The 24,823-nt window shown below is 69.2% G+C and carries 11 protein-coding genes; 3 read left to right on the forward strand and 8 right to left on the reverse strand.

Annotation, left to right across the window (positions count from 1 at the left end):
- The 5 genes from U0004_RS29805 to U0004_RS29825 all read right to left on the reverse strand — a co-directional run bounded on the left by U0004_RS29805 (position 1) and on the right by U0004_RS29825 (position 9,690).
- Complete coding sequence (locus tag U0004_RS29805; protein ID WP_115057664.1) at positions 1–3,270, reverse strand: non-ribosomal peptide synthetase; 3,270 nt, start codon at positions 3,268–3,270, stop codon at positions 1–3.
- A gap of 62 nt (positions 3,271–3,332) precedes the next feature.
- The gene (locus U0004_RS29810; RefSeq protein ID WP_167468736.1) at positions 3,333–5,489 is read right to left on the reverse strand and encodes a TonB-dependent siderophore receptor; all 2,157 of its coding nucleotides are present in this window, start codon (positions 5,487–5,489) and stop codon (positions 3,333–3,335) included.
- Between the two features lie 36 nt (positions 5,490–5,525).
- Positions 5,526–6,866, reverse strand: coding sequence for a lysine N(6)-hydroxylase/L-ornithine N(5)-oxygenase family protein (locus tag U0004_RS29815; RefSeq protein WP_070254482.1), 1,341 nt, complete (start codon positions 6,864–6,866; stop codon positions 5,526–5,528).
- A 2-nt stretch (positions 6,867–6,868) separates the two neighbouring features.
- Positions 6,869–7,960, reverse strand: coding sequence for a GNAT family N-acetyltransferase (locus tag U0004_RS29820; protein WP_070254483.1), 1,092 nt, complete (start codon positions 7,958–7,960; stop codon positions 6,869–6,871).
- Positions 7,961–8,031: 71 nt separating this feature from the next.
- Positions 8,032–9,690 (reverse strand): cyclic peptide export ABC transporter, encoded by a 1,659-nt coding sequence (locus tag U0004_RS29825; RefSeq protein WP_070254484.1) that lies wholly within the window; start codon positions 9,688–9,690, stop codon positions 8,032–8,034.
- Between the two features lie 201 nt (positions 9,691–9,891).
- Between U0004_RS29825 and fhuF the strand changes: the two genes are divergently transcribed.
- Positions 9,892–10,668, forward strand: a complete 777-nt coding sequence (gene fhuF / locus U0004_RS29830) for a siderophore-iron reductase FhuF (protein ID WP_167468737.1) — start codon at positions 9,892–9,894, stop codon at positions 10,666–10,668.
- A 4-nt stretch (positions 10,669–10,672) separates the two neighbouring features.
- Here the strand turns inward: fhuF and U0004_RS29835 are convergent, their stop codons facing one another.
- Genes U0004_RS29835 through U0004_RS29845 form a run of 3 tightly spaced genes read right to left on the reverse strand, consistent with a single transcriptional unit; the run spans position 10,673 to position 23,542 of the window.
- Positions 10,673–13,696 (reverse strand): non-ribosomal peptide synthetase, encoded by a 3,024-nt coding sequence (locus U0004_RS29835; RefSeq protein WP_115057666.1) that lies wholly within the window; start codon positions 13,694–13,696, stop codon positions 10,673–10,675.
- A complete protein-coding gene (locus tag U0004_RS29840; protein ID WP_167468738.1) occupies positions 13,693–22,560 on the reverse strand; it encodes a non-ribosomal peptide synthetase in 8,868 nt (2,955 codons plus the stop codon). The genes U0004_RS29835 and U0004_RS29840 overlap by 4 nt, the downstream gene beginning before the upstream one ends.
- Positions 22,553–23,542 carry a TauD/TfdA family dioxygenase gene (locus tag U0004_RS29845; RefSeq protein WP_070253739.1) on the reverse strand — a complete coding sequence of 330 codons (990 nt, stop codon included), beginning with the start codon at positions 23,540–23,542 and terminating at the stop codon, positions 22,553–22,555. Before U0004_RS29845 ends, U0004_RS29840 begins: the two co-directional genes overlap by 8 nt.
- Before the next feature lie 295 nt (positions 23,543–23,837).
- Here U0004_RS29845 and U0004_RS29850 point away from each other — a divergent pair, with 295 nt between their 5' ends.
- Both U0004_RS29850 and U0004_RS29855 read left to right on the forward strand, forming a co-directional pair.
- Positions 23,838–24,065: an MbtH family protein gene (locus U0004_RS29850; protein ID WP_115057669.1), complete on the forward strand. Its 228-nt coding sequence runs from the start codon at positions 23,838–23,840 to the stop codon at positions 24,063–24,065.
- On the forward strand, positions 24,062–24,823 hold the full coding sequence (locus tag U0004_RS29855) for a thioesterase II family protein (RefSeq protein WP_167468739.1): 762 nt from the start codon (positions 24,062–24,064) through the stop codon (positions 24,821–24,823). The genes U0004_RS29850 and U0004_RS29855 overlap by 4 nt, the downstream gene beginning before the upstream one ends.

Below are 24,823 nucleotides of genomic sequence, written 5' to 3' on the forward strand. Positions count from 1 at the left end.
TCAGGTCGACTCCAAGGCATCGAGGAATGACGCGAGATCATCCATCTTCGATTGTTGTGAAGCTTGTTGCTGCAAGGTGGCGACTTCGGCGGCCAACAGGGACAAGGATTTGGTTTCAAATACGGCGCGCAGCGGCAGCGACACGGCCAGCGCCAGGTTCAGGCGCGACACCAGCTGCACGGCCAGCAGCGAATGCCCGCCCAGCGCAAAGAAGTTGTCGTCGCGCCCCACGCGCGGCACGCCCAACAGCGCACTCCAGATGGCCGCCAGCGCCTGTTCCAGCTCGCCCTGCGGCGCTGCATATGCTTCGCTTTCCAGCTGCGGCGCCGGCAGCGCGCTGCGCTCCACCTTGCCCGCCGGGCTCAATGGCAGGCGCGCCAAGGCCACGATGGCCGCCGGCAGCATGTAGTCGGGCAGCGCCGCCGCCAAGGCCGCGCGCAACGCTTCCACCGAGACCTGTTGCGGACTCACGTACGCCACCAGGCGCGTACCCGCCGGACCATCCTGCGCCACCACCACGGCTTCGCGCACGCCCGGCTGCGCCAGCAGCTGCGCCTCGATCTCGCCCAGCTCCACGCGGAAGCCGCGGATCTTGATCTGGTGGTCGATGCGGCCCAGGTAGTCGAGCTGTCCGCCACGCCAGCGCACCAGGTCGCCCGTGCGGTACAGGCGCGCGCCGGGCGCGCCATGCGGGTCCGGCACGAAGCGTTCGGCCGTCAGCGCCGCGCGGCCCAGGTAGCCGCGCGCCAGCAAGGCCCCGCCGATGCACAGTTCGCCGGCGGCACCGGGCGGCGCCAATGCCATGTCCCCGTCCAGCACCTGCAGCGCGCGCCCGGCCAGCGGCAGGCCGATCGGCATCTGCGCCGGCGCCGCGCCATCGAGGTAGGGCGCGCAATCGAGCGTGGCCGCCGTCACCGCCGCTTCCGTCGGGCCATAGGTATTGAGCAAACGGATGTGCCGCATGCCCGCCTGGCGCCACGCCTGCAGCGCTTCCGGCGGCATCGCCTCGCCGCCCGCGTGCACCTGGCGCAGCGCGCCGTAGTCGCGTGCTCCCTGGGCCGCAAAATCCTGCGCCAGCAGCGACCAGTACGCCGTCGTCAGGTCCGCCACGCTGATGCGGTAGCGGTGCAGCGCCTGGTAAAACGTCTCGCTGTCCCACAAGTCAGGTCCCCGCAAGACCAGCGCCGCGCCCACGCACAGGGTCGGCCAGGCTTGCTCGACGAAGCCGTCGAAGTTCAGGGTCGAAAACTGCAGCACGCGGTCCTGCGCCGTCAGGCCGAAGAAGCCGACGGATACCTGCGCATGCCGGCTCAGGGCCTGGTGCGCGATGCCCACGCCCTTCGGCTTGCCCGTCGAGCCGGAGGTGTAGATCACGTAGGCCAGCTGCTGCGGCAGCGGCGCATGGCCGGGATCGTGTTCCAGCGCGGACGGCTGCTCCACCAGCTGCACCGGCAAGTTCGCCGGCAAGGCCAGGCGCGGCAGCACCGACGCCTGCGTCAGCAGCAGCGCCATGCCGCTGTCGGCGATCATGTAGGCCAGGCGTTCGGCCGGATAGCCGGGGTCCAGCGGCACGTAGGCCGCCCCCGTCTTAAGAATGGCCAGCAAGCCGGCCAGCATGTCGACCGAGCGCTCGACGGCGATGCCGACGCGCACTTCCGGCCCCGCACCCTGCGCCAGCAGCGCATGCGCAAGGCGGTTGGCGCGCACGTTCAGCATGCGGTAAGTGAGCGCCTCGTCCTCGTACAGCAAGGCCAGCGCGTCCGGATGCAGCATGGCTTGCAGCTCGAATTGCGCGTGCACGGGCAAGTCGTTCCACGCGGGACCATCGTTGCGGCCCTGGCGCAGCAAGGCATCGGCCTGCGCGGCCGACAACAGGCCCATGCCATCGAGCACGGCGTCCGGCCGCTCCAGCATGGCCGCCAGCACATTGACGAAATAGCTGGCCAGCGCCGCGATGCCTGTCCCGTCAAACAGGGCTGTGCGGTATTCCAGGCTGGCCGTCACGCCATCGGCGCCGATGGCGACATCGAGCGAGAGGTCGAACTTGGCCTCGACCTGCGCTTCCGACAGCAGGCTGACGGACAAGCCGTCGAGCACGGGCACGGCGGAAGCGGCCGCGCCTTCATGGCGCAGGTTGAACAGGACCTGGAACAGCGGATTGCGCGACAGGTCGCGCTCGATGCGCATCGCATCGAGCAGCAGCTCGAATGGCAGCTCGGCGTGGTTCAGCGCGGCCAGCGCCTCGCCGCGCAGGCGGCGGCACAGGGTGCGCGGCGTCAGGCCGGGCGCCAGGCGCGCGCGGTAGACCTGGGTATTGACGAAAAAACCGATCAACTCATGCACTTCGTGGCGATTGCGGCCCGCGTTCGGCACGCCGATGGCAAAGTCGCGTTGGCCGCTCAGGCCACCGAGCACCAGCTGCCAGGCCGCCATCAGGATGACGAACGGCGTGCACTGTTCGGCGCGGCAAAACGCCAGCGCCGCGCGGGCCAGCGCCGGCGGCAGCGCAAACGCGTGGCTGCCGGACGCCTGCGCGGACGCGGGGCCGTCGGCCAGCACGGGCAAATTCAGCGCCGGCACGTCCTGCCCCAGGTAGGCCGTCCAGTAGGCCAGTTCCGCATCTAGGTGCGGGCCCTGCAGCATGGCGCGCTGCCAGGCCGCATAGTCGGCATATTGCAGCGGCAGCGCAGGCAGCCCCGGCGTGCCCGCCTGCGCGGCGCGGTAGGCTTGCGCCAGGTCACGGATCAGCACGGGATTGGACCAGGCATCCGAGACGATGTGGTGCATGCTCAGCATGAGTACGGCGTGCTCGCGGCCGCAATCGATCAGGGTGGCGCGCAGCAGCGGCGCGGCGCCCAGGTCGAACGGCGTGTCCGCTTCGCGCCGCAGGCGCGCGGCAAGCCAGGCGGCGGCATCCCCCGCAGGCGCCGTCTCGCGCCCCAGCGCCAGGCTGGCGTGCGCCTCGACGATCTGCAGCGGCAAGCCGTCGCGTTCCTCGAAGCGGGTGCGCAGCACGGCATGGCGCTGCACCAGCGCGCGCAGCGCCGCCTGCAGCGCCGCGCCGTCGCAGGGCCCGTCCAGGCGAAACGCGCGGCACAGGTTGTACGCGGTCGAGCGGGACTCGTAGCGCTGCAGGAACCACAGGCGCTGCTGCTGGAAAGACAGGGGCGCGGCGCCATCGCCGTGGACGGCGCGCGGCAGGATCGCATCGACGCCATCGGTTTCATCGTCGAGCATCAGGGCAAGCAATTGGTCTTGGTTGGTGATCATGGAGGCGTCGGAGTACGATGGGATAAGCCGCCCGGCCTGGACCGGGCAGCGGCCGTCTGGGCTTACAGCTTCAGGCGCAAGGTCACCGCCAGGGCGCGCGGTTCACCGATCACGTTGCCGTTCTGCGGCGTATTGATGCGCTGGTAGTAATGGCGGTCGAACAGGTTGCTGACATTGAGCGCCAGGGTGGCGCGCGCGCTGATGGCCCAGGCGGCATGCGCATCGACGGTGGCATAGCCGCCCTGCGCCAGCTGGGCGCCGCCCAGCACCGCGAAGCTGTTGTAGAAGCGGCTGACGGCCGTCACGCCGCCGCCGACGCTGAAGCGGTTCCAGTCGCCGGCAAACGCGTAGTTGCTGCCAAAGCGCAGCATGTGCCGCGGCGCGATGGCTGAAAAGGCGCTGGAATCGAGTCCGTCCAGGCTTTCCAGCTCATGCGAATTGATGTAGGTATAGCCGCCATACACATCCCAGCCTGGCAGCGGGCGTCCGTTGACCTGGGCTTCCACTCCCTGGTTGCGCGTCTTGCCGCGGGCGATGTAGTAATCGACGCCGTCCGGCACCAGCACGGACTGGGCGCGGCCGTTTTCGCTGACGCGGAACAGCGCCAGCGAGCCGCTCAGCGCGCGGTCAACGCTTTCGCCCTTGACACCGAGCTCGTACTGCTTGCCCTTCAGGGGATTGAGCGGCGTGCCGTCGCGCCCGGCGAATGCCTGCGGCTGGAACACGTCGACATAGCTGGCGTACAGCGAGTAGTCGCGGCTCAGGTCATAGATCAGGCCCACTTGCGGCGAGATTTTGCCGGTCGCCTCGTTGCGGCTCTCCACGGAGCTGTCCCGCGTATAGTCCTGCGTGCGGCCCTTCCACCACGACGCGCGCGCGCCCAGCACCAGGGTCAGCGGATCGGTAATACTGAAACGCGCATTCGTGTAGACGCCATACTGTTCTGAGCGCAGGTTCTGCCCTTCCCCCAGCGGCAGGAAGTCGGGGCGGGGGAAGTCGTGGCGCGGCTGGAAGATATCGACCTTCTCATCGAATTCGCCCCGGTAGTACGGCGAGGCGAAGCGCATGCTGTTGTAGTTGGCGCCCACCAGCAGCTGGTGGCGGCGGCCGAACAGCGCGAACGGCCCGCCGGCGTTCAGGTCGACGCCATACTGGCGCTGGCGGTCCTTGCCGCCGCCCACGTACAGCTGCACCAGATTGTCAGCCGGGTCGATCGGGTTCCACGGATAGGCCTGGATGCGATCGAGGCCGATTTCCTGCCAATTGGCGGACAGGCGTCCGCTCCAGCCATTGGCCATCTTGTGCTCGAGTTCAGCGAAGGCGTTGGTGGTGCGGTACTGGTCCAGGTTGAAATTGGCGCCGATATTCGTCTTGCGCGGTATGTTGGGCAGCGACAGCACCGGCTTGCCGCTCGACAGGTCGAGCATGGCGGGATAATTCCACGGCTGTTCGGCGGCGCGCACGTATTGCGTGCTGGCGCCCACGGTCAGGCGCGTGGCCGGACTGAATGTGTAGTCGGCCACGCCATACAGCGTGTGGCTGCGCTCATGCGCATCATCATAGAAAAAGTCCTTGTCCTGCAGCACGCCGACCACGCGGCCGCGCAAGGTGCCCTCGGCATTCAGGGCCGAACCCACGTCGAATTCCGCGCGGCGCTTGTTCCAGGATCCCAGGCTCAGCTCGGCCGTGGCGCGCAGCTCGTCGGTCGGGCGCTTGCGCACCAGGTTGATGCTGCCGCCCGTGCCGCTGGTGCCCGCATACAGCGCGGCTGGCCCCTTGAGCACTTCGACGCGCTCGAACAGGGCCAGGTCGGACGAGGCGCTGACGCGGAAATCGTAGGTCGTGGGCACGCCGTCGAGCTGCACCGAATTGATTTCATAGCCGCGCGAATAAAAGATGGCCCGGTTGGCATCCTTGTTCTCCACCGTCACGCCCGGCGTGTGGCGCAAGGCGTCGGACAGGGTGCCGAGGTTCTGCTGCTCGATCTGATCGCGCGTGACCACGCTGACCGATTGCGCGATTTCGCGCATCGCCAGCGGCAGCTTGGAGCCGACGCGCACGCGCGGATTGCCGCTTGATTCGTCGGCGCTGCCGCTGACCACCACTTCCTTCAGGGTCACCTCGTCCTGCTGCGCCCAGGCGGCCCCAGCGGCCGAGAAGGCCGAGAATGCGGACAGCAGCGCCATGCGCCGGGCGCCTCTATTTTTTACTGCGGACATCAACATCTCCTCGAATCGTGCATGAAAAATCGGATTTCAACAGGCGTGCGCGCTTTCCCTGCTGGCGCGGGCGCCAGCCCCGGCGACGGGATGGCCCCATTGGCGGCGCTGCTCCAGCATGGCCTCGGCGATCTCCTGCGAGCGGATCGCCAGCACCGACAGCAGGGTATCGCTCAGGCCATGCGTGTCTTCGCAGCAGCCCTGCAGGAAGATGCCCGCCGCGCAGTCCTGCGGTCCGCGCAGCCGGTAGTCGCGCGCCACGTCGCCGGCGTCGAACCACTGTGCCAGCGGCGCCAGCAAACGCCGGTGCGTCTGGCGCTGGTAGCCGGTGGCCAGCACCACGGCGTCGTAGCGGCAAAGGCCCGTTGCGATGGAGGGGCCGCCATCGCCATGGCGCAGCTCCGCCAGCAAAGCGCCGTCGTCGGCGCCGCGCAGGCTGGCCACTTCATGCTCGAACAGCACGCGGTGGCGTTCGCTGCCGCGCACCTTCTGCTGGTACAGCAAGTCGTAGATGCGCTCGATGAGACCCGTGTCGACCACCGCGTAATTGGTGTTGCTGAGGTCATCGATCAGGCTGCGCCGCGCGTCGGAACTGCGCTGGTACACATAATCCGTATATTCGGGATTGAAGATCTGGTTGACGAAGGCGCTGTCGTCGGCCGGGCGCAGCACGGCGTTGCGCGCGATCAGATCGACCTGCATGCCGGGGCCGCGCGCGGTCAGGTCGAGAAAAATCTCGGCCGCGCTCTGTCCCGCGCCGACCACGGCCACGCGGCGCGGCGCCGGCAAGGCGGCCAGCCCGGCCAGGTAGCGCGAGGAATGAAACACGCGCGCGTCGTCGCGCCAGGCGCCGAACAACGGCGGGATGTGCGGCGCACCGCCCACGCTGAGCACCACGTTGCGCGCATGGCGCAGGCGCTCGGCGCCGCCATGCTGGCGCGAGCGCACGCACAGATGATCGAGCACGCCATCGCGCAGCACCGGCTCGACCGCCACCACTTCTTCGCCGTAATGGCAATCGGCCGCGAAACGCCCCGCCGCCCAGCGCAGGTAGTCGTTGAATTCGTGGCGGCTCGGATAAAACGTCTTCAGGTTGATGAAATCCTGCAGGCGCCCGTGCTGCTGCAGGTAATTGATGAAGGTGTAGGGGCTGGCCGGATTGCGCAGGGTGACCAGGTCCTTCAGGAACGAGATCTGCATGCGGCTGTCGTCGAGCAGCATGTCGCCGTGCCAGACGAAGTCGGGCTTCTGCTCGATGAAACAGGCATCGAGCGCGCCATCGGCGGGGGCCGCCTCGCGCAGGGCGATGGCCAGTGCCAGGTTGGACGGGCCGAAGCCGATGCCGATCAGGTCATGCACGAGGTAATTGGCTTGCATGGTCACTCGCTTCGCGTGGCAAGGTGGTTGAAATAGGACAGATCATGCTCCCCCACGCCGGGCGGCACCAGGCGCCGCTCGCCGAAGAAGCGCTCGCGCAGCAGGGTCACCAGCATGGCCCGCTTGTGCGGGAAGTCGAATTCCTTGATCTTGGCAAAGCCGTTGCGGTCCAGGTTGTTGATCTGCTGCTGGTGATCGGCGCGCGGCTCGCCGACGATGCGCTGGGTGCGCACGTCGTCGAGGAAGATGTAGTGCATCAGCGACGGCAGCCAGGCCGTCACCCAGGGACGGCCGCGCACGTCTTCCTCGCCGATCAGCACATGCCAGCCACGGTCGAAGTCCGCCGCCTCGCAATACGGGCCGATGCGGTTTTCCTTGGCCCAGTAGACCTCGAAATAGCCGAACGGCCTGCCGCCCGCGCAGCCGATCAGCGGCAGCATGTGCGGGTCCGCCTGCAATTGCTCCAGATAGGTGCGGTGCCTGGCCAGGTCGCCCTCCTCCTGCCAGAACTGCGCTACGCGCGGATCGTTCATCCAGCGGTGGAAGGTGGCCAGGTCGTTGCCGATATCGACGGTGCGCAGCGACAGCACCTGGTTTAGCCAGGGAATGTGGCGCGCATACACCTGGCCGGACGGCTTGGGCGCGCGCAGCGGATGGCGCTGGCCATTGCTCATCACATATTGCAGCGGATAGGCGCCGGCACCTGGCCGCGTCAGCCAGACGCCCGACTCTTGCCAGAACCGCTGGACCGGCAGTTGCAGCAGGCCGGCGCCGTCGTCCAGCGCCGCACCCTGCAGCAGCTGGGCGGCCAGCGCCGCAGGCGCACCCGCCAGCTGCAGGCCGGCTTCGCCCGGATACAGCGCGAATGCCGTCTCACAGGCGGCCAATGCCGCGTCGCGCGCCAGCGCGCCTTCGCCGCCGGACTGCAGGGCGAGCTGCAGCCCCGACGCGGCACCGGCCATCCGCCAGCGCTGCACGGCGACGCCGTCCAGCATGACGATCAATTGCGCGCCATCGACGGCGGTATGCAGGGCCGCCGCTCCGGCGCGCTGCGTGACGAACTCCCTCGGGTGATGCTGTGCGGTCTCGGCCATGTTGATATCCTCGTTCTGAATCGCGAATGGGGGTGCAGCTAACAGGTAATCGGTAATAGACAAGGACCGCATCAGGCCGCGCTCAGGTCAGCCGCGATGTCGCGCACGCCGCGCGCCACGGCCAGCGGCTGCAGCACGCCGCCGTCGCAGCGCAGCACGCGGTCGGCCACGCCGAAGTAGCGGTCGTCATGGCTGATGGCGATGACGGTCTTGCCGCCGCGGCGCAGCTCCGGCAGCAGCTCGCGGTAAAAGAAGTCGCGGAAAGGCGGGTCCTGGTCCGCCGCCCATTCGTCGAGCAGCAGGATGGGGCGCTGCTCCACGTGCGCCATCAGCAGCGCCAGGCGCTTGCGCTGTCCCTGCGACAGGCGCACGGTGGACAGGCGGCCATCGTGCAGCGTCACCTTGCGCTCCAGGCGCAAGCGCTGCAAAAAGGCCTGCGCCAGCACCGGGTCGAAAGTGCCCAGCGGCCCGACCAGCCCCTGGAACAGGTGGAAATTGGAAAAAACGGTGGAAAAGTGGCTGCGGTACCAGGCACTGTTGCCGGTGCCGGCCGGTGTGCCCAGCAGCTCGATGCGTCCTGCGGACGGCTGGTACAAGCCCGTGAGGATGCGCGCCAGGGTCGATTTTCCGCTGCCGTTGCCGCCGACGATGAAGAGGATTTCTCCCGACGTCAGCTGCAGGTTGACGGGCCCCAGGCGGAAGCCGTATTCATCGCTCGCATGCGGATATTCGTATTGCACGTCCTGCAACAGCAGCAGCGGCAGGCCGGGCGCCACGGGCGCGGCGGCAGGCTGCACGTCGAAGCCTGCCCGGTGCGCCTCGAGCGCCAGGCTGTCGATCTTTTCCAGCGCCACGCTGCCGGACAACAGCATGGGCAAGCCTTCGACCAGGTCGTTCAACGGCATGCGCAGGAACATCAGCACCAGCACGAAGGCCACCACGGCCTGCGCCGGCACGGCGAAATAATCGCCGGCGACGAACATCAGCCCGGCCAGGCCGAGAATCAGCACGGCGCCCCAGTTCAGGCTGAAAATCCAGTAGCGGTCGGCGCGCACTTCCAGCTGGCGCGCGCGTTCGGCCGCCGGCGTGAAGTCCTGTTCGAAAAACAGCTGCTTGCGGGTGGCGTTCAGGGCCAGCTCGCAGCGCCCTTCGATGGCGCCTTCGTAGCCGGCAAAGATCGCGTCGTCCGTCTCGCGCACCTGCTTCATCAGCGCGCGCATGCGCAGCATCATGACTTGCGCAAACAGGGCACCTCCGCCCACGGCGAGTATCGTCAGCAGGAACAGCTGCCACGACAGCCACGCCAGGTAGGCGAAGCCGCCCAGCACCAGCACGCCGTTGTACAGCACGAAGGGCAGGCGGTTGAAGGCCATGCCGATGGCCGCCACGTCCTTGGTCAGCGCCGCATACAGGGCCGCCGCGCCGATCTGCTCGAGGCGCTCGATGCCCGTGTCGAGCACGCGCTTGAGCATGACCAGGCGCATTTCATACACCACCCGGTGGCCGAGTGCCGTCAGCAGGGCCTGGGAAGCGAAACCGCACACGAACAGCACCAGCAGCAAGGCGGCAAAGACCAGGGCCCAGTGCGCGCCAGGCACCGCCGGCGCGGCGATGCGCTGGTTGATCGCACTGATCAGGCCTATGCCAGCGAGCGCGCTGCACACACTGGCCACGGAAGTGAGCACCAGCAACACGCGGAAGCGCCGGATCAGGGACAGAAAAACGTTCATGCAAACAGCCTCGAAATCAGAAGGACATCAGTGAGAGAAGTAGTGCTGAATCAGTTGCAGTTGATATTGATGAGAATAAGAATGAGAATAAGAATGCGAATGAGAATGCTTCACATTTACATTTAATTGATAATAGATGAGAATTGTTATTACCGCAACCAAAGCATGTATTTATTTATATGCGCATGCCACGAAGAATCGATGACCATGTCCCTGCCCCTGCAAGCCCCTGGCCCGCACCATTGCCTGATCGGCCCCCTGCCCCAACTGTTCCAGGGCGAGCTGGCCGCGTACGGCGCGGCGCTGGCCGTCGCCGACGCCGTCATCCCCGCGGGCACCTCGCTCGATGCCTTCCTCGACGGCCCGCAGCTGCAGGCGGCGCTGGCCCTGTTTGCCCTGCGTTTTCCCGGCGCCCATCCCAAGGCGCTGGCGTCGACCTGGTCCAAGCTGTACTTCAACGCCCTGCTCGTGCCCGTGCTGGCGGCATCGGCCGCCTGCGGCTGGTGCTTCCCCCTCGCCCCCGGGCGCGTGCGTTTCCTGGCCGGCGCCGATGGCGCGCCGTTGCGCTTCCTGCTGGAAGACGAAGGCGCGGCACGGCCTGGCCTGGACAGCGCCGCGCGCCTGCAGCCGCTGGTGCGCGGCCACATGGCGCCGGTGGTCGACGCGCTGGCCAGGCAATGCCGCTTGGCGCCGCGCCTGCTCTGGAACAATGCCGCCGTGATCGCAGAAGAAACGCTGCTGCAATGCCGGTTGCTGATGGGATCGCAGCCGCGCATCGCCGCCGACCTGGACTTCCTGTGCGCCACGGCGCAGTGGCCGGACCAGCTGGCCAACCCCATGCACCAGCCCACGCGCCTGGTCGAAAATGTGCGCCAGCGCCAGCTATGCTGCCTGCGCTACCGGCTGCAGCTCGATTTTTGCGCCGACTGCCCGCTCGACTGCCGGCAGCGCCAGGCGGCGCAACGCAAGCTCGCCTAGAAACCTAGGCCGGCGCTCCCTGGCGCAGCGCCGCGCGCGCCTCCGGCGACATGCCGGCCAGCTGGCGCCGCAGCCCCGCCACCTGTTCCAGGCGGCCCGCCTCGTCCCCGAGCGCCGACAAGGCGCGCGCCAGCGCCGCCGGCGTGGCATGGTCGAACACCAGGCCCGGCGCGAACTCTAGCTGCAGCGCCTTGCGGATGCGGCCCACCAGCTTGATCACCAGCAGCGAATGCCCGCCTAGCGCAAAGAAATCATCGTCCACGCCCGGCGCATCGCGCTCCAGCACTTCGCCCATCAGATGCGCCAGCAGCCACTCGAGCGCGGTGGCGGGTTCGGCGCGCGCGCCCTCCGCCGCCTGCCGTGGGCGCGGCGCGGGCAGCGCGCGCAGGTCGACCTTGCCGTTGCCCAGGCGCGGCAACTGCGGCAGCACCACGATGGCCGCCGGCAGCATCACCTCGGGCAGGCAGGCGCGCAGGGCGGCCTGCCAGGCTTCTTCCTGCCCCTGCTGCCCCTCGTGCGCCACCACCCATGCCACCAGGTGGCGCCCGCCATCCTCGCCGCGCGGCGCGACCACGGCCTGGCGCACGCCGGGCAGCGCCAGCAGCGCCGCCTCGACTTCGCCCGGCTCGACGCGAAAGCCGCGCAGCTTGACCTGATGGTCGGCGCGCCCCGCCAGTTCCAGGCCCCCGTCGGGCAGATAGCGCGCCAGGTCGCCGGTGCGGTAGAGCTTTTCGCCCGCCAGCAGCGGGTCGTCGATGAACAGCGCGCCAGGCCGGTTCAGGTAGCTGCGGCACAGCTGCGCGCCGCCCACGTGCAGCTCGCCCAGCGAGCCGGTGGCGGCCAGCGCGCCGTGGCTGTCGAGCACCAGCACGCGGCAATTGGCCAGCACCCGCGTCAGCGGCAGCACCGCCGGCAGCGGCGCGGCGAGGTCCGGCGCGTGCGTCATGACGCCGATGGTGGTTTCCGTGGGACCGTAATGGTTGAAGACGCGGCTGGCCGGCGCCAGCGCATGGATGCGCTGCAGCAGCCGGCGTGGCGCCGCCTCGCCGCCCAGCACGAGCGTGGCCGGCAGCGCCGCATCCTGCTCGTCGAGCAGCGCGTCCAGGTGCGAAGGCACGATCTTCAGGCAATCGATGCGGCCATCGCGGATGAAGCGGGCAAACGCGGCCGGCGACTGCATGTCCTGCGCATCGGCCACGACCAGGCAGGCGCCATGCAGCAGCGCGCCGAACAGCGCCGTGTTGCCCAGGTCCGCCGCCAGCGCGGAACTGAGCGCAAAGCGCCGCGCGCCGTCCAGGCCCAGCTGCTCGCTGGCCGCCAGCACATAATTGAGCAGGTGGCGGTGTTCCACCACCACCCCTTTCGGCGTCCCCGTCGAGCCGGAGGTGTACAGCACGTACGCCGCCTGCGCCGCGTCGGGCAACTGTTCCGGCGCCGTCGCCGGCCAGGCTTGCAGCTGCGGCGCGATAGCGGCCAGGGACACGCAGCGCACGCCGCCGCGCCGCCCCTCCTCCCCCGGCGTCAGCAGCAGCACCGGCCGGGCGTCGCCGAGGATCGCCTCGGTGCGCGCGGCGGGCCATTCCGGTTCCAGCGGCAGGTAGGCGCCGCCGGCGCGCATCACGGCCAGCAGCGCCACCACCAGTTCGCCGCTGCGCGGCAGGGCCAGCGCCACGATGCTTTCGCTGCCCACGCCCTGCGCACGCAGCCAGTGCGCGAGACGGTTGACGCGTTCGTCCAGCTGCGCATAGTCGAGCTGCATGCCGTGCGCCTGCAATGCCGGTGCCCCGGGCGTCAGGCGCGCCCAATCGCCTATGCGCTCTGGCAAGGTCCGCGCGCCATAGCGTACGGCCGGGCCGTTCAGGGCCAGCAGCGCCTCCCGTTCGTCACAGCCCACCAGCGACAAGGCGGAAATGGCTTGCGCGGCACCTACCTCCAGTCCCGCCAGCAAGGTGGCCAGCTGTTCCAGCAGCCGGCTGGCCGCCGCCGCGCCATAGCACGGTGCGTGGCGCACGCTCAGGCGCCGCGCCGCGCCGGCCTGGTCCAGCTCCACCATCAGCGCCAGTTCAAAGACGTCCGCGCTGGACGGCAGCGGGCCGCATGCAAATGATGCGCCGCCGGCCTGCGCGCCGGCCGGCAGCTCGCCCACGGCGAAGCCCGTGCTGAAATGCGCATCGCCATGCGGGGCCGCCACGGGCGCGAATTCCTGCGCCTCCACGTGCTGCTCCAGCATGGCGGCGCAGCGCGACAGCCAGTCGCCGAACGGCTCGTCGAGCGACAGGCCGATATCGAGCGGCAGGATCTTTTCAAAGACGCCGACGGCGTCGTCCATCACCGCATAGTCGCGGCGGCAGTCATGCTGCCAGCCGGCGCTGAACGTCCCGTGTCCCTGGATGCGCGCCAGCAGCGCCCACCACGCCGCCTGCAGCAGCGCCACCAGCGGCACGCCGAAGGCTTCGGCCAGCCGGCCCACGCTGGCCGCCACCGGCGCGGACAGCTCGCGCGATTGCGCCGCCCGCCCCGTTCCCGCCGCCGCGCCGTCGCGATAGGCGAGCCGCACCGCCGGCTGCCGGCCCACGCCGGCCCAGTAGGCGCGCCCGGCCTGGGCCTCCTCGTTTTGCTCGATGTCGCGCCGCCATTCCACGAATTCGGCGTACTGCAATGGTTCCTCCAGCACCGCGCCGCCATACAGGCGCACGAGGTCGCGGTACAGGATTTCCAGGCTGCGCCGGTCCGCCACCAGGGCCGGCAGGCGCAGCACCAGCTGGCAGCCTGCCGGCGTCTCGTGGATCGACAGCGTCTCGCCAACCTCCTCCAGCGGCGCGATCCACTGGCGCAGGCCGCGGTAGCCGTCGACGGCGCCAAACCGGGCGCGCAGCTGCGTGTGGCGCACCGCCAGCATGTCCACCGCTGCGCGCAGGCGCGCCATGTCGGGCTGGCCGGCAATGTCCACCGTCAATTGCAGCATGCCCGCATCGGGCGGCACGGCGCGCTGCTCGGCGCTCAGCGCGAAGGCGTCCGGCGCGCTCATGCCGCACCGCCTTGCGCCAGCTGCGCGCGGCCCAGCAGTTCGCTCATCGCCACGACGATCTTGCGCGGGCCCTGGAACGGATCGCGCGCATGCGCCGCCAACATATTGTCGAGCATGACGACGTCGCCCTGCTGCCACGCGAAGCGCACGGCGCACGCTTCGTACAATTCGCCCACCAGGCGCATCACGTCGTCCTCGATCGGCGTGCCATCGCCGTAATACACATGCCGCGGCATGCGCTCGATGCCCACCATCGCCAGCAAGTCCTCGCGCACTTCGGGCTCGAGGAAATAGATATGGTGCAGCTGCACCTGATTGAAGAAACTGCGTTCGCCCGTCATCGGGTGGCGGATCACGGCCGGGCAGACGGTGCGCGTCTGCAGCGTGTCGTTTTCCAGCCAGCGGCACTCGATGCCGGCGGCGGCGCAGCGCGCCTCGACTTCCGCGCGGTCGTCGGTGCGGTAGAAATCGCGCCACGACACGTCGAACTTGTCGGTAAACGTGCGCACGTACATCAGCTGCTTGCGCTCGAACGTCTCGGCCACCTCGGCCGGCAGGCGGCGCAGCATTTCGCGGCAATCGACGATGGGCGTGGCGCCGCCCACGGGCGACGGCAGCTCGCAAAAGAACCACTGCTTGCGCGGCCAGCGGTCCAGGTGGGCGCTCTCGTTATGGAACAGTATCATCTGCTGTTCCGGATACGGCGTCGAGCGGTAGGTCTTCTTGCCGCCCTCCTTTTTCGGCAAGTCCGCATATTCGCCGTACAGCTGCGCGTCGATGGCTTCGGCAAACGACTCGAATTCCTGCGCCGTGCGCAAGCCGAAGCCACGGAAGACAATGCCGCCGTGCTGGCGCAAGGTGGCGTCGATGAACTCGCGCTGGCCTCGCGCCCAGGCGACGGGATCGAGGTCATCGCTGGCCGGCTCGATCAGCTGCGGAAAATCGCGGCCGGCCTGCAACGGCCCCTGGCGGATGGCGGCGCGCGGCGCGGGCCTGGCGCCGGCCAGCGGCATCTTCTTTTTCAGGCCGTCGAGCTTGCCGGCCGCGAATGGCGTTACGGGTATGCTATCCATGATGTCCTTGTGTACGGGTACGCTGAAGTGGATCAAAGGGGTGGCAGGCGCGGCGAGCGCCCGGTCGAGCAGGTCCAGCCAGGCGTCTGCCAGGCGCGCCACCGTCTCGGGCCGGAACAATCCGCTGGCATACACCCATTCCGCCGCCAGCGCGCCGTCGGCGCGCGGTTCCAGGAACAGCGCCATGTCGAACTTCGACGAGCGCTCAAGCGGGGGAAGGATGGCAGCGTCGATGCCGGACATGGCCAGCTGGCCCGTTGGCGTGTTCTGCAGCACGAACAGCAGCTGCACCAGCGGGTTCCAGCGCCGGTCGCGCGGCGTGCCTGCCGCCTCGACGATGCGGTCGAACGGCAAATCCTGGTGTTCGAAGGCCTCCAGCGTGGTGCGCCGGGCTTGCGCCAGCAGCGCGTTGAAATCGTCGCCGGCCGCGATGCGCGAACGCAGCGGCAGCACGTTGACGAAGAAGCCGATCAAGCCTTCCAGGTCGCTGTGGCGCCGCCCCGCCACGTCCGTGCCGATGACGATGTCGTCGGCCAGGGTCAGGCGGTGTAGCAGCCACTGGAAGCTGGCCAGCAAGACCATGAAGGGCGTCGCCTGCTGCTGCCTGGCCAGCGCCCCGACCCTGGCCACCAGCGCGGCGGGCACGACGAAGCGCAGCTCGGCGCCCGCGTGACTGGCCACCGGCGCGCGCGGGAAGTCCAGCGGCAAGGGCAGCATCACGGGTGCGCCGGCCAGCGACTCGCGCCAGAATGCCGCCTGCCCGCAGCCCGCCGGGCCATCGAGCACGGCCCGCTGCCAGGCCGCGTAATCGGCATATTGCAGCGGCAGCGAAGGCAGCTGCGGCGCCTCGTCCTGGCAATACGCGGCATAGCCATGGGCAAGTTCGCCGGCCAGGATGCCGACCGACCAGCCGTCGGCCACCATGTGATGCATGGAGAACAGCAGCCAATACAGCTCGTCCTCCAGGCGCAGCAGGCTGGCGCGCAGCACGGGGCCATGCACCAGGTCGAAAGGCAGGCGCGCGTCGGCGCGGACCGCTTCGGCGGCGGCTTCCTCGCGGACGGCCAGCGGCAAGTGGCGCAGATCGGTGACGGGCAAGTCCAGCTGCAGCTGCGCGGCGATCGCCACATGGGGATCGCCGTCATGCTCCGGATAGCGGCTGCGCAGGTTTTCATGGCGCGCCACCAGGGCGTTCAGCGCCGACTGCAAGGCCTGCACCTGCAGCGGTCCGGCCAGGCGCACCGTGGCGCCCATGTTGTAGGTGGCCGACGCCGTCGCGGCCAGGCGTTCGACCAGCCACAAACGCTGCTGCGCCAGCGACAGCGCCATCGGCCCACCGCTGCGCGGCAAGGGCAGCAGCGCAGGCAGGGCCTCGGCGGGCTGCGCCTCGGCGCGGTGCACGGCAATGGCTGCCGCCTGCGCCGCCAGCGTGGGCGCGGTAAACACGGCGCGCAGCGGCAGCTCGCACCGCAGCGCGCCGCGCAGGCGCGACACCAGCCGCGTGGCCAGCAGCGAATGCCCGCCCAGCGCAAAGAAGTTGTCTTCGCGCCCCACGCGCGGCACGCCCAACAGCGCACTCCAGATCGCCGCCAGCGCCTGTTCCAGCTCGCCCTGCGGCGCCACGTACGCCTCGCTTTCCAGCTGCGGCGCCGGCAGCGCGCTGCGCTCCACCTTGCCCGCCGGGCTCAATGGCAGGCGCGCCAAGGCCACGATGGCCGCCGGCAGCATGTAGTCGGGCAGCGCCGCCGCCAAGGCCGCGCGCAAAACGCCCACGTCCACCTTGGCCGGACTCACGTACGCCACCAGGCGCGCACCCGCCGGACCATCCTGCGCCACCACCACGGCTTCGCGCACGCCCGGCTGCGCCAGCAGCTGCGCCTCGATCTCGCCCAGCTCCAAGCGGAAGCCGCGGATCTTGATCTGGTGGTCGATGCGGCCCAGGTAGTCGAGCTGTCCGCCACGCCAGCGCACCAGGTCGCCCGTGCGGTACAGGCGCGCGCCGGGCGCGCCATGCGGGTCCGGCACGAAGCGTTCGGCCGTCAGCGCCGCGCGGCCCAGGTAGCCGCGCGCCAGCAAGGCGCCGCCGATGCACAGCTCACCGGCCGCGCCGGGCGGCGCCAATGCCAGGTCCCCGTCCAGCACCTGCAGCGCGCGCCCGGCCAGCGGCAGGCCGATCGGCATCTGCGCCGGTGCCGCGCCATCGAGGTAGGGCGCGCAATCGAGCGTGGCCGCCGTCACTGCCGCTTCCGTCGGGCCATAGGTATTGAGCAAACGGATGTGGCGCATGCCCGCCTGGCGCCACGCCTGCAGCGCTTCCGGCGGCATCGCTTCGCCGCCCGCGTGCACCTGGCGCAGCGCGCCGTAGTCGCGCGGTCCCTGCGCCGCAAAATCCTGCGCCAGCAGCGACCAGTACGCCGTCGTCAGGTCCGCCACGCTGATGCGGTAGCGGTGCAGCGCCTGGTAAAACGTCTCGCTGTCCCACAAGTCAGGTCCCCGCAAGACCAGCGCCGCGCCCACGCACAGGGTCGGCCAGGCTTGCTCGACGAAGCCGTCGAAGTTCAGGGTCGAAAACTGCAGCACGCGGTCCTGCGCCGTCAGGCCGAAGAAGCCGACGGATACCTGCGCATGCCGGCTCAGGGCCTGGTGCGCGATGCCCACGCCCTTCGGCTTGCCCGTCGAGCCGGAGGTGTAGATCACGTAGGCCAGCTGCTGCGGCAGCGGCGCGTGGCCGGGATCGTGCTCCAGCGCGGACGGCTGTTCCACCAGCTGCACCGGCAGGTTCGCCGGCAGCGACAGGCGCGGCAGCACGGATGCCTGCGTCAGCAGCAGCGCCATGCCGCTGTCGGCGATCATGTAGGCCAGGCGCTCGGCCGGATAGCCGGGATCGAGTGGCACGTAGGCGGCGCCCGTCTTGAGGATGGCCAGCAAGCCGGCCAGCATGTCGACCGAGCGCTCGACGGCGATGCCGACGCGCACTTCCGGCCCCGCACCCTGCGCCAGCAGCGCATGCGCAAGGCGGTTGGCGCGCAGATTCAGGGCGCGGTAGCTGAGCGCCTCGTCTTCGTGCAGCAGCGCAAGCGCGTCCGGCTGCAGCACGGCTTGCAGCTCGAACTGCGCATGCACGGGCAAGTCGTTCCACGTCCCGCCTTCGTTGCGTCCCTGGTCCAGCAGGTCGTGCGCCTGCGCAGCGGACAACATGGGCAGCGCGGCCAGCACTTCGCTGTCCGCCGCCCGCGCCAGCGCGGCCACCAGTTGCTGGTAGTGCTGCTTCAGCGCCTTGAGCAGCGCTTCGGGCAAGCGTCCCGCGTCGGCGCTGAACAGCACGTCGATATGCTGGTCCGGCATCACCTCGATGGTCAGGCCATAGCTGCTTTGCTCGTGGTTGTCGCGCTGATGCAGCTGCAGCGAGCCTTGCGGCGTGGCGCAGCTCCAGCGCCGACCCTGCGCCATCGGCAGGTTCTGGAAGACCATCAGGGTATCGAACAATGCCCCGCCATGGCCCGCCTGCTTCTGGATCTCGACCAGCGGGCTTTGTTCGTATTCGCGGATTTCGACATTTTCCTGCTGCACGGCGCGCAGGAATTCACCGAGCGCCAGCGCGCCGCGTGGATGCACGCGCAGCGGCAAGGTGTTGATGAAGACGCCGAGCATGTCCTGCGCGCCGGGCAAATCCGCGGGACGGCCGGCCGAGGTGACGCCGAAGATCACGTCCTGCTGCCCGCTGTAGCGCGCCAGCAGCAGGGCCCACGCGGCTTGCATCACGGTGTTCAGGGTCACCTGGCAGCTGCGCGCCAGCTGCCGCAGCTGTTCCGCCTGCGCGGCGCCGACGCGCAGCGCCAGGGTCTGGTGCACGCCATTGGCCCTGGCCGCCGGCAGCAGCGCGGGCAAGGGCGTGGCCCCTTCCACGCCTGCCATGCGGGCGCGCCAGAAGGCACTGCCCGCCGCCTCGCCGCCGCGCCGCCCCAGCCATTCGATATAGCTGCGGTAGGCGGGCCGCTGCGGCAGCACGGGGATGTCGCCAGCCTGGCTTGCGCGGTAGCGTTCCAGCACTTCCTCCAGCAGCATCACCGAGCACCAGCCATCGACGATCAGGTGATGGCGGCTCCAGACCAGCAGCCAGCGCTGCGCGGCCAGGCGGACCAGCACCACGCGCATCAACGGCGCCCGCTCCAGCACGTGGCCGAGCTTGCGGTCGGCGCTGCAGAATGCCTGCAGCGCCTCGTCCTGCCCTGCCGCGTCGAGCGCCTGCCAGTCCGGCTGCACCATGTCGAGGGCGGCGCTGGCCTGCACGCATTGCAGCGGCTGTTCAAGCCCCTGCCACGCAAATCCCGTGCGCAGGATGGCATGCGCATCAATGGCTTGCTGCCACGCCGCGCGCATGGAGTCCGGCGCGAACGGTCCGTTCACTTCCAGTACCAGCTGATTGCAATACACGCCGCTGCCGCCCGCCTCCGCATCGAGGCGGCTGTGGAACAGCAGCCCCGTTTGCAGCAGCGACAGCGGATAGGCATCCTGCAAGCCCGGACGCGCCGCCTGCAAGGCAGCCAGCTGCGCCGCGTCGAGGCCGGCCAGCGCAAACGGCGCGGCCGGCGCCACGGCCTGCACGGCGGGAGCGGACGGCGCCGACGCCGGCGCGGCGATGCAGGTGACCAGCTGGGCGATGCTGGGATGGTCGAACAGGTTCTTCGGCGTCAGCTTCAGGCCCCGCTTGCGCGCCCTGGCGATCATTTGCAGGCCGAGTATGGAATCGCCGCCGCAGGCGAAAAAATTATCGTGCAGCGACACGCCGTCGGCCGTGCCGCCGAGGACTTCGGCCCACACTTCGGCCAGCACATGCTCGTGGGCGCTGCGCGGCGCGGCCGATGCGGCCGACGGCGCAGGTGCCGCCGGGGCAGGTTCCGGCAAGCCTTTGCGGTCGACCTTGCCGTTCGCCAGCAGCGGCAGGCGCGCGAGCACCTGCCACAGGGCCGGCACCATCGCTTCCGGCAAGGCTTGCGCCATCGCCGCGCGCAGCATGTCGATCAGGCCCGCCTGCGCGGCGGCGCCATCGCGCGCCACCACGCTGGCCAGCAAGCGCAAGCCGTCGCCGCCCGGCAGCGGCCGCGCCACCACCGCCGCATCGGCCAGTTCCACGCGGGCCTTGAGCCAGGCCTCGACTTCGCCCAGTTCGACGCGGAAGCCGCGGATCTTGACCTGGTCGTCGCCGCGCCCGAAGAACTCCAGCACGCCCCCGTCCAGCATGCGCACGCGGTCGCCGCTGCGGTACAGGCGCGCGCCTGGCGCCGGGCCGAAGGCATCGGGAATGAAGCGTTCGGCGCTCAGGCCGGCGCGCCGCAGGTAGCCGTGCGCCACGCCGGCGCCGCCCAGATACAGTTCTCCGATGGCGCCCAGCGGCAGCAGCCCGCCGCGCTCGTCGAGCACATAGGCGGCGCGCCCGGCCAGCGGCGCGCCCACCGGCACGTACGCGGACAGGCCCGTTGGCGCCGTGGCCGCCTCCTGCGCCAGGCAACCGACCGTCGTTTCGGTGGGACCATAATGGTTGACCACGCGGCAGCCGGGACGCAATTCGCCCACGCGGCGCACCAGCGCCGGGTCCAGCCCCTCGCCGCCCAGTACCAGGCAATGCAGGGGCAGCAGCCGCTCCGGGCGGCTGGCCGACAGCAGCGCCTTCAGGTGCGACGGCACGATCTTCAGGCAATCGAGGGGCTGCGCTTCCAGCAGCTGCGCCAGCACTTCCGGATCGGCGCTGTGCGCGTCGCCGATCAGGCGCAAGGTGCGCCCGCTGAGCAGCGCGCCGAACCACGCCGTGTAGCCCAGGTCGGCCGTCAGCGACGACAGTGCGCTCATGCTGGCCTGCGGCGGCAAGGCCAGGCGCGGCATCACGCCTGCCACGTAGGCGGCCAGGTTGCCCTGGCTGAGCGACACCCCCTTGGGCGCGCCCGTCGAACCGGAGGTATAGATGATATAGGCCGGCAGTTCGGCATGGCACAGGGTCTCGCGCCATGCCGCGCCAGCATCGCTAGCGGCGGCATCGGCATCGAGCCAGCGGCGCCCTTCCAGCAGCGCGGGCGCCGCGCCGCTGCCGACGGTCAGCGCGATGCCGGCGTCGTCTAGCATCTGGCGCAGGCGCAGCGCCGGCAGGCCGCCGTCCAGGCAAAGATAGGCGGCGCCCGCGCGCCAGGCGGCCAGCATGGCGACGATCAGCGGCACGTCGCGTGGCAGCAGCAGGGCGACCCTGTCGCCGGCAGCCACGCCGGCGGCCTGCAGGCGCATGGCCAGGCGCAGCGCGGCCTGGTCCAGCTGCGCATAGCTCAGGCGCCCGCCGGGCGCGTCCAGCGCGATGTGCTGCGGATGCTCCCGCACCTGCCGCAGGAACATCTGCAGCGCCGTGGGCGCGGCATCGGCAGGCAAAGGATCGCCGTGCGCCTGCGACAGATGGCGCGGGTCCAGTTGCAACTGGCTCAGGCGCGCTTGCGGCTGCGCCACGATATCGCGCAGCAGCGCGCGGAAATGCGCCACCATGCGCTCGACGCTAGCGGCGCGGAACAGGCCCGTGTCATAGCGCCACTGCCCCAGCAAGCCGGCGCCCGAATCCTGCCAGCGCAGGTTCATGTCGTTGGCCGCGCCACGCTGGGTGGCGAACAGTTCGCGCGCCACGTGGCGCCCCAGCGCGGGCCGCTCGCCCAGCGGCACCAGGGTCATCATGTGGCGGAACAGCGGCGTGCGCGCGCCATCCTGCAGCGGCGCGCAATGCTCGCTCATCAGCGCCAACGGATATTGCTGGTGCTTCAGCGAGCCGCGCAATTGCAGCCAGCACGCAGCGAGAAAATCGAGGAAGGCCGGATCGGCGCGGCAATCGGCGCGCAGCGGTATCGCGTTGAGCGTAAAGCCCAGCAAATTCCGGTAGCGCGCGCCGCTATGGCCCGCCACCGGGGTGCCGATGAGGAATTCCGGCTGTCCCGTGTAGCGGTGCATGAAAGCCAGGTAGGCGGCCATCAGCAAGCCATACAGCGACACGCCCTGGTCCGCGGCCAGCTGGCGCAGCTGCTGCGCCTCTTCCGCGCCGATGGCGAATTCGACTTCGGCGCCATCGAAGGCGGGCGATGCGGCGCGGGGGAAATCGGTGGCCAGCTGCAGCGGCCCCGGCTCCCCCGCCAGGCGCTCGCGCCAGAACTGCTCCAGCCGCTGGCCGCGCGGCCCCGCCAGCATGGCGCTGTGCTCATCGAGCCATGCACGGTACAGCGCATCGGGGCGCAGCACCAGCGCCTGGCCCGCGCGCAGGGTTTCATAGGCCTCGAACAGCGTTTCCAGGAACACGAAGCTGCTGGAGAAATCCGCCGCGATATGATGCATCGACGCCATCAGATAAAACCGCTGTTCGCCGCCATCGTGGTCGACTAACAGCCGCGCACGCACGGGCGCATCGTGTTCGAGCACAAATGGCAGGTCGGCCTGGCGGGCCAGGAAGGCCCGCGCGCCGGCCTCGCCTAGGCCCTGCGTGGTCTCGACGGCAAAGTCCTCGCCCGGCGCCGCGCGGCGCAGCATGCGCGGCCCGTCCTCGCCTTCCGCATACACGCAGCCCAGCACTTCATAGCTTTGCTGCGCATGCAGGAAGGCCTGGCGCAGCAGCGCCGCGTCGACGGGGCCGGCCAGTTCGGCGCCAAACGCCATATTGTAGGCGGGGCTGCCCGGCGCCATCTTGTAGAACGTCCACAGGGCGCGCTGGCCGTGGCTCAGCGCCTGTCCGGCAGCGGGGAATCCGGCAGGCCAGCCGGCGGCGAGGTCATTCATGCGCCGCCTCCGCCATCGCCACGACGATCTTGCGGGCGCCCTTGAAGGTCGAACGGCCATGCGCGGCCAGCATATTGTCGAGCATCAGCACGTCGCCCTCGACCCACGGGAACATCACCGTGCACGCATCGAGGACGCCGCGGATTTCCTGCAGCGCCGATTCCTCGATCGGCGAACCGTCGCCGTAATACACATTGCGCGGCAGATCGAGGTCGCTGTCGACCAGCATCAGCAGCGACTCGCGCACGGCCGGCGCCAGGTTCGACACATGGAACAAATGCGCCTGGTTGAACCACACGTCCTGCCCCGTGCGCGGATGCCGCGCCACCGCCTGGCATACCTGCCGCGTGCGCAGTTCGCCATCGTCCTTCCACTCGAAGGCGATGTCCTGGGCGCGGCAATAGCGCTCCGCCTCGGCCCGGTCATCCGTATTGAACGCATCCTGCCATGGCAAGTCCAGGCCGTTGCCATAATTGCGCACGTACATCAGGCGTTTCTGTTCGAAGCGCCGGCGCAGCACCGGGTCGATGCGCGCAAAGATCTGCCGGCTGTCGGCGATCGGCGTCTCGCCATCCTGCGCGCTGGCCACGATGCAGTGGAACCAGATCTTCATCGGCCACTGGCGCGTGTAGGACTGTTCGCAGTGCAGGGGAATCACCTGATGCGCCGGATATTCGGTCGAGGTGTACACGCCCTTGCCCAGCGCGGAACGGGGCGTGGAGCCGAATTCATAGGTCAGCAGCTCATGCCCGAACGCGCGCGCAAACTGCTGGAACGGCTGCTCGCCGTGCAGCCCGAAACCGCGGAACAACAGGCCGCCCGCCACGTCCAGGTGCGCTTGCGCCGCGGCCAGCATGGCCGGCATGGAAGCCGGCCACTGCCCGCCCTGCCCCGGCGTGACCAGCATGGGAAGACTGCCCCCAGGGAATAATGGTGATACCTCCAGCTGACCATCGAATACCGTACTTGTTGCCGAGTGCATGCCAACTCCTTCATCTGAGATTGCGTAAGGTCCTGGCGAGCGGTCAAGTCCGCAAGGCCTTGGGTGGGATGTCTCTTGTAGAGTGCGCCTGGAATCCGCCAGCAATCGTCGCGATCGGGGATTGTGAGTGTCTGTAAGAAACCGCTATTGCGTCATCTTTCCAACAATATTCAAACTGAACCGACTTTTTCAAAGTTTATCAGTAAAACAATAAAATATAAATAGGAATCATAATCATTTAGATTTAGAATGATTTCACCGCGCATGGGCGCCCTTACCGAGCAAAGGAGTCAGCATGAGTTGGGATCACCCCGATACCCGTTTTTACGTTGTCGTCAACGAGGAAGAGCAATACTCGATCTGGCCCGACTACAAGGCCATCCCGGCCGGCTGGCGCGAAGCCGGCAAGCGGGGCAGCAAGGATGAATGCCTCGCGCATATCGAGCAGGTCTGGACGGACATGCGTCCGCTCAGCTTGCGCCAGGCCATGGACGCCGGCGCGCGGGAAACCGGGGCAGCGTGAGCGCCAGCCTGGGCGCCAGCTGGCTGGTGCGCGGCAGGCCGCACGCCGCGCGTGCCCTGCGCCTGTATTGCTTCGGCCATGCAGGCGCCAGCGCGGCCGCCTTCCGCACTTGGCAGGCGAGGCTGGAGCCATCCATCGAAGTGTGCGCCATCGAGTTGCCCGGCCACGGACGGCGCATGGCGGAAGCGCCGCAGGACCAGCTGCTGCCGCTGGCAGGCGAGCTGACGCAGGCGCTGGCCCGCGAACTGCGCGCCACGCCCCTGCCGTATGCCCTGTTCGGCCACAGCCTGGGTGCCCTGCTGGCGTTCGAAGTGGCGCGCGGCCTGGCGCGCCTGGAGGTGCCGCCGCCGCTGCGGCTGCTGGTGTCCGGCGCGAACGCGCCGCAGCGCCGCCCGCCATCGCGCATGCTGCACCGCTTGCCCGATGACGCCCTGCTGGAAGAATTGCGCACCTACGAAGGCACGCCGCAGGAACTGCTGGACGAGCGCGAACTGATGGCCCTGCTGCTACCGGTCCTGCGCGCTGATTTTTGCATGGTTGAAACTTATCGCTACCACCCCGGCCCGCAGCTCACGCTGCCGCTGACGGTATTGGCGGGGCGCGCCGACATGCGCGTCAGCGCCGACGGCGTGGCGGCCTGGGCGCTAGAAACCTCGGGCAACAGCCACAGCGCCTGGCATGAGGGCGGCCATTTTTTCATCGACACGCATGCCGAGGCTCTAATGACGGGCATCCGCGCCAGCCTGGTGCCGGCGTAA

Origin of the sequence: Janthinobacterium lividum (genome assembly GCF_034424625.1) — a bacterium.
Classification (GTDB): Bacteria; Pseudomonadota; Gammaproteobacteria; order Burkholderiales; family Burkholderiaceae_D; genus Janthinobacterium; species Janthinobacterium lividum.

What these genes read in the sequence shown, in the direction of transcription:
- U0004_RS29845 (WP_070253739.1), bottom strand. Translation starts at nt 23,542, where the DNA reads ATGCACTCGGCAACAAGTACGGTATTCGATGGTCAGCTGGAGGTATCA.
- U0004_RS29810 (WP_167468736.1), bottom strand. Translation starts at nt 5,489, where the DNA reads ATGTCCGCAGTAAAAAATAGAGGCGCCCGGCGCATGGCGCTGCTGTCC.
- U0004_RS29805 (WP_115057664.1), bottom strand. Translation starts at nt 3,270, where the DNA reads ATGATCACCAACCAAGACCAATTGCTTGCCCTGATGCTCGACGATGAA.
- U0004_RS29815 (WP_070254482.1), bottom strand. Translation starts at nt 6,866, where the DNA reads ATGCAAGCCAATTACCTCGTGCATGACCTGATCGGCATCGGCTTCGGC.
- fhuF (WP_167468737.1), top strand. Translation starts at nt 9,892, where the DNA reads ATGACCATGTCCCTGCCCCTGCAAGCCCCTGGCCCGCACCATTGCCTG.
- U0004_RS29835 (WP_115057666.1), bottom strand. Translation starts at nt 13,696, where the DNA reads ATGAGCGCGCCGGACGCCTTCGCGCTGAGCGCCGAGCAGCGCGCCGTG.
- U0004_RS29850 (WP_115057669.1), top strand. Translation starts at nt 23,838, where the DNA reads ATGAGTTGGGATCACCCCGATACCCGTTTTTACGTTGTCGTCAACGAG.
- U0004_RS29825 (WP_070254484.1), bottom strand. Translation starts at nt 9,690, where the DNA reads ATGAACGTTTTTCTGTCCCTGATCCGGCGCTTCCGCGTGTTGCTGGTG.
- U0004_RS29840 (WP_167468738.1), bottom strand. Translation starts at nt 22,560, where the DNA reads ATGAATGACCTCGCCGCCGGCTGGCCTGCCGGATTCCCCGCTGCCGGA.
- U0004_RS29820 (WP_070254483.1), bottom strand. Translation starts at nt 7,960, where the DNA reads ATGGCCGAGACCGCACAGCATCACCCGAGGGAGTTCGTCACGCAGCGC.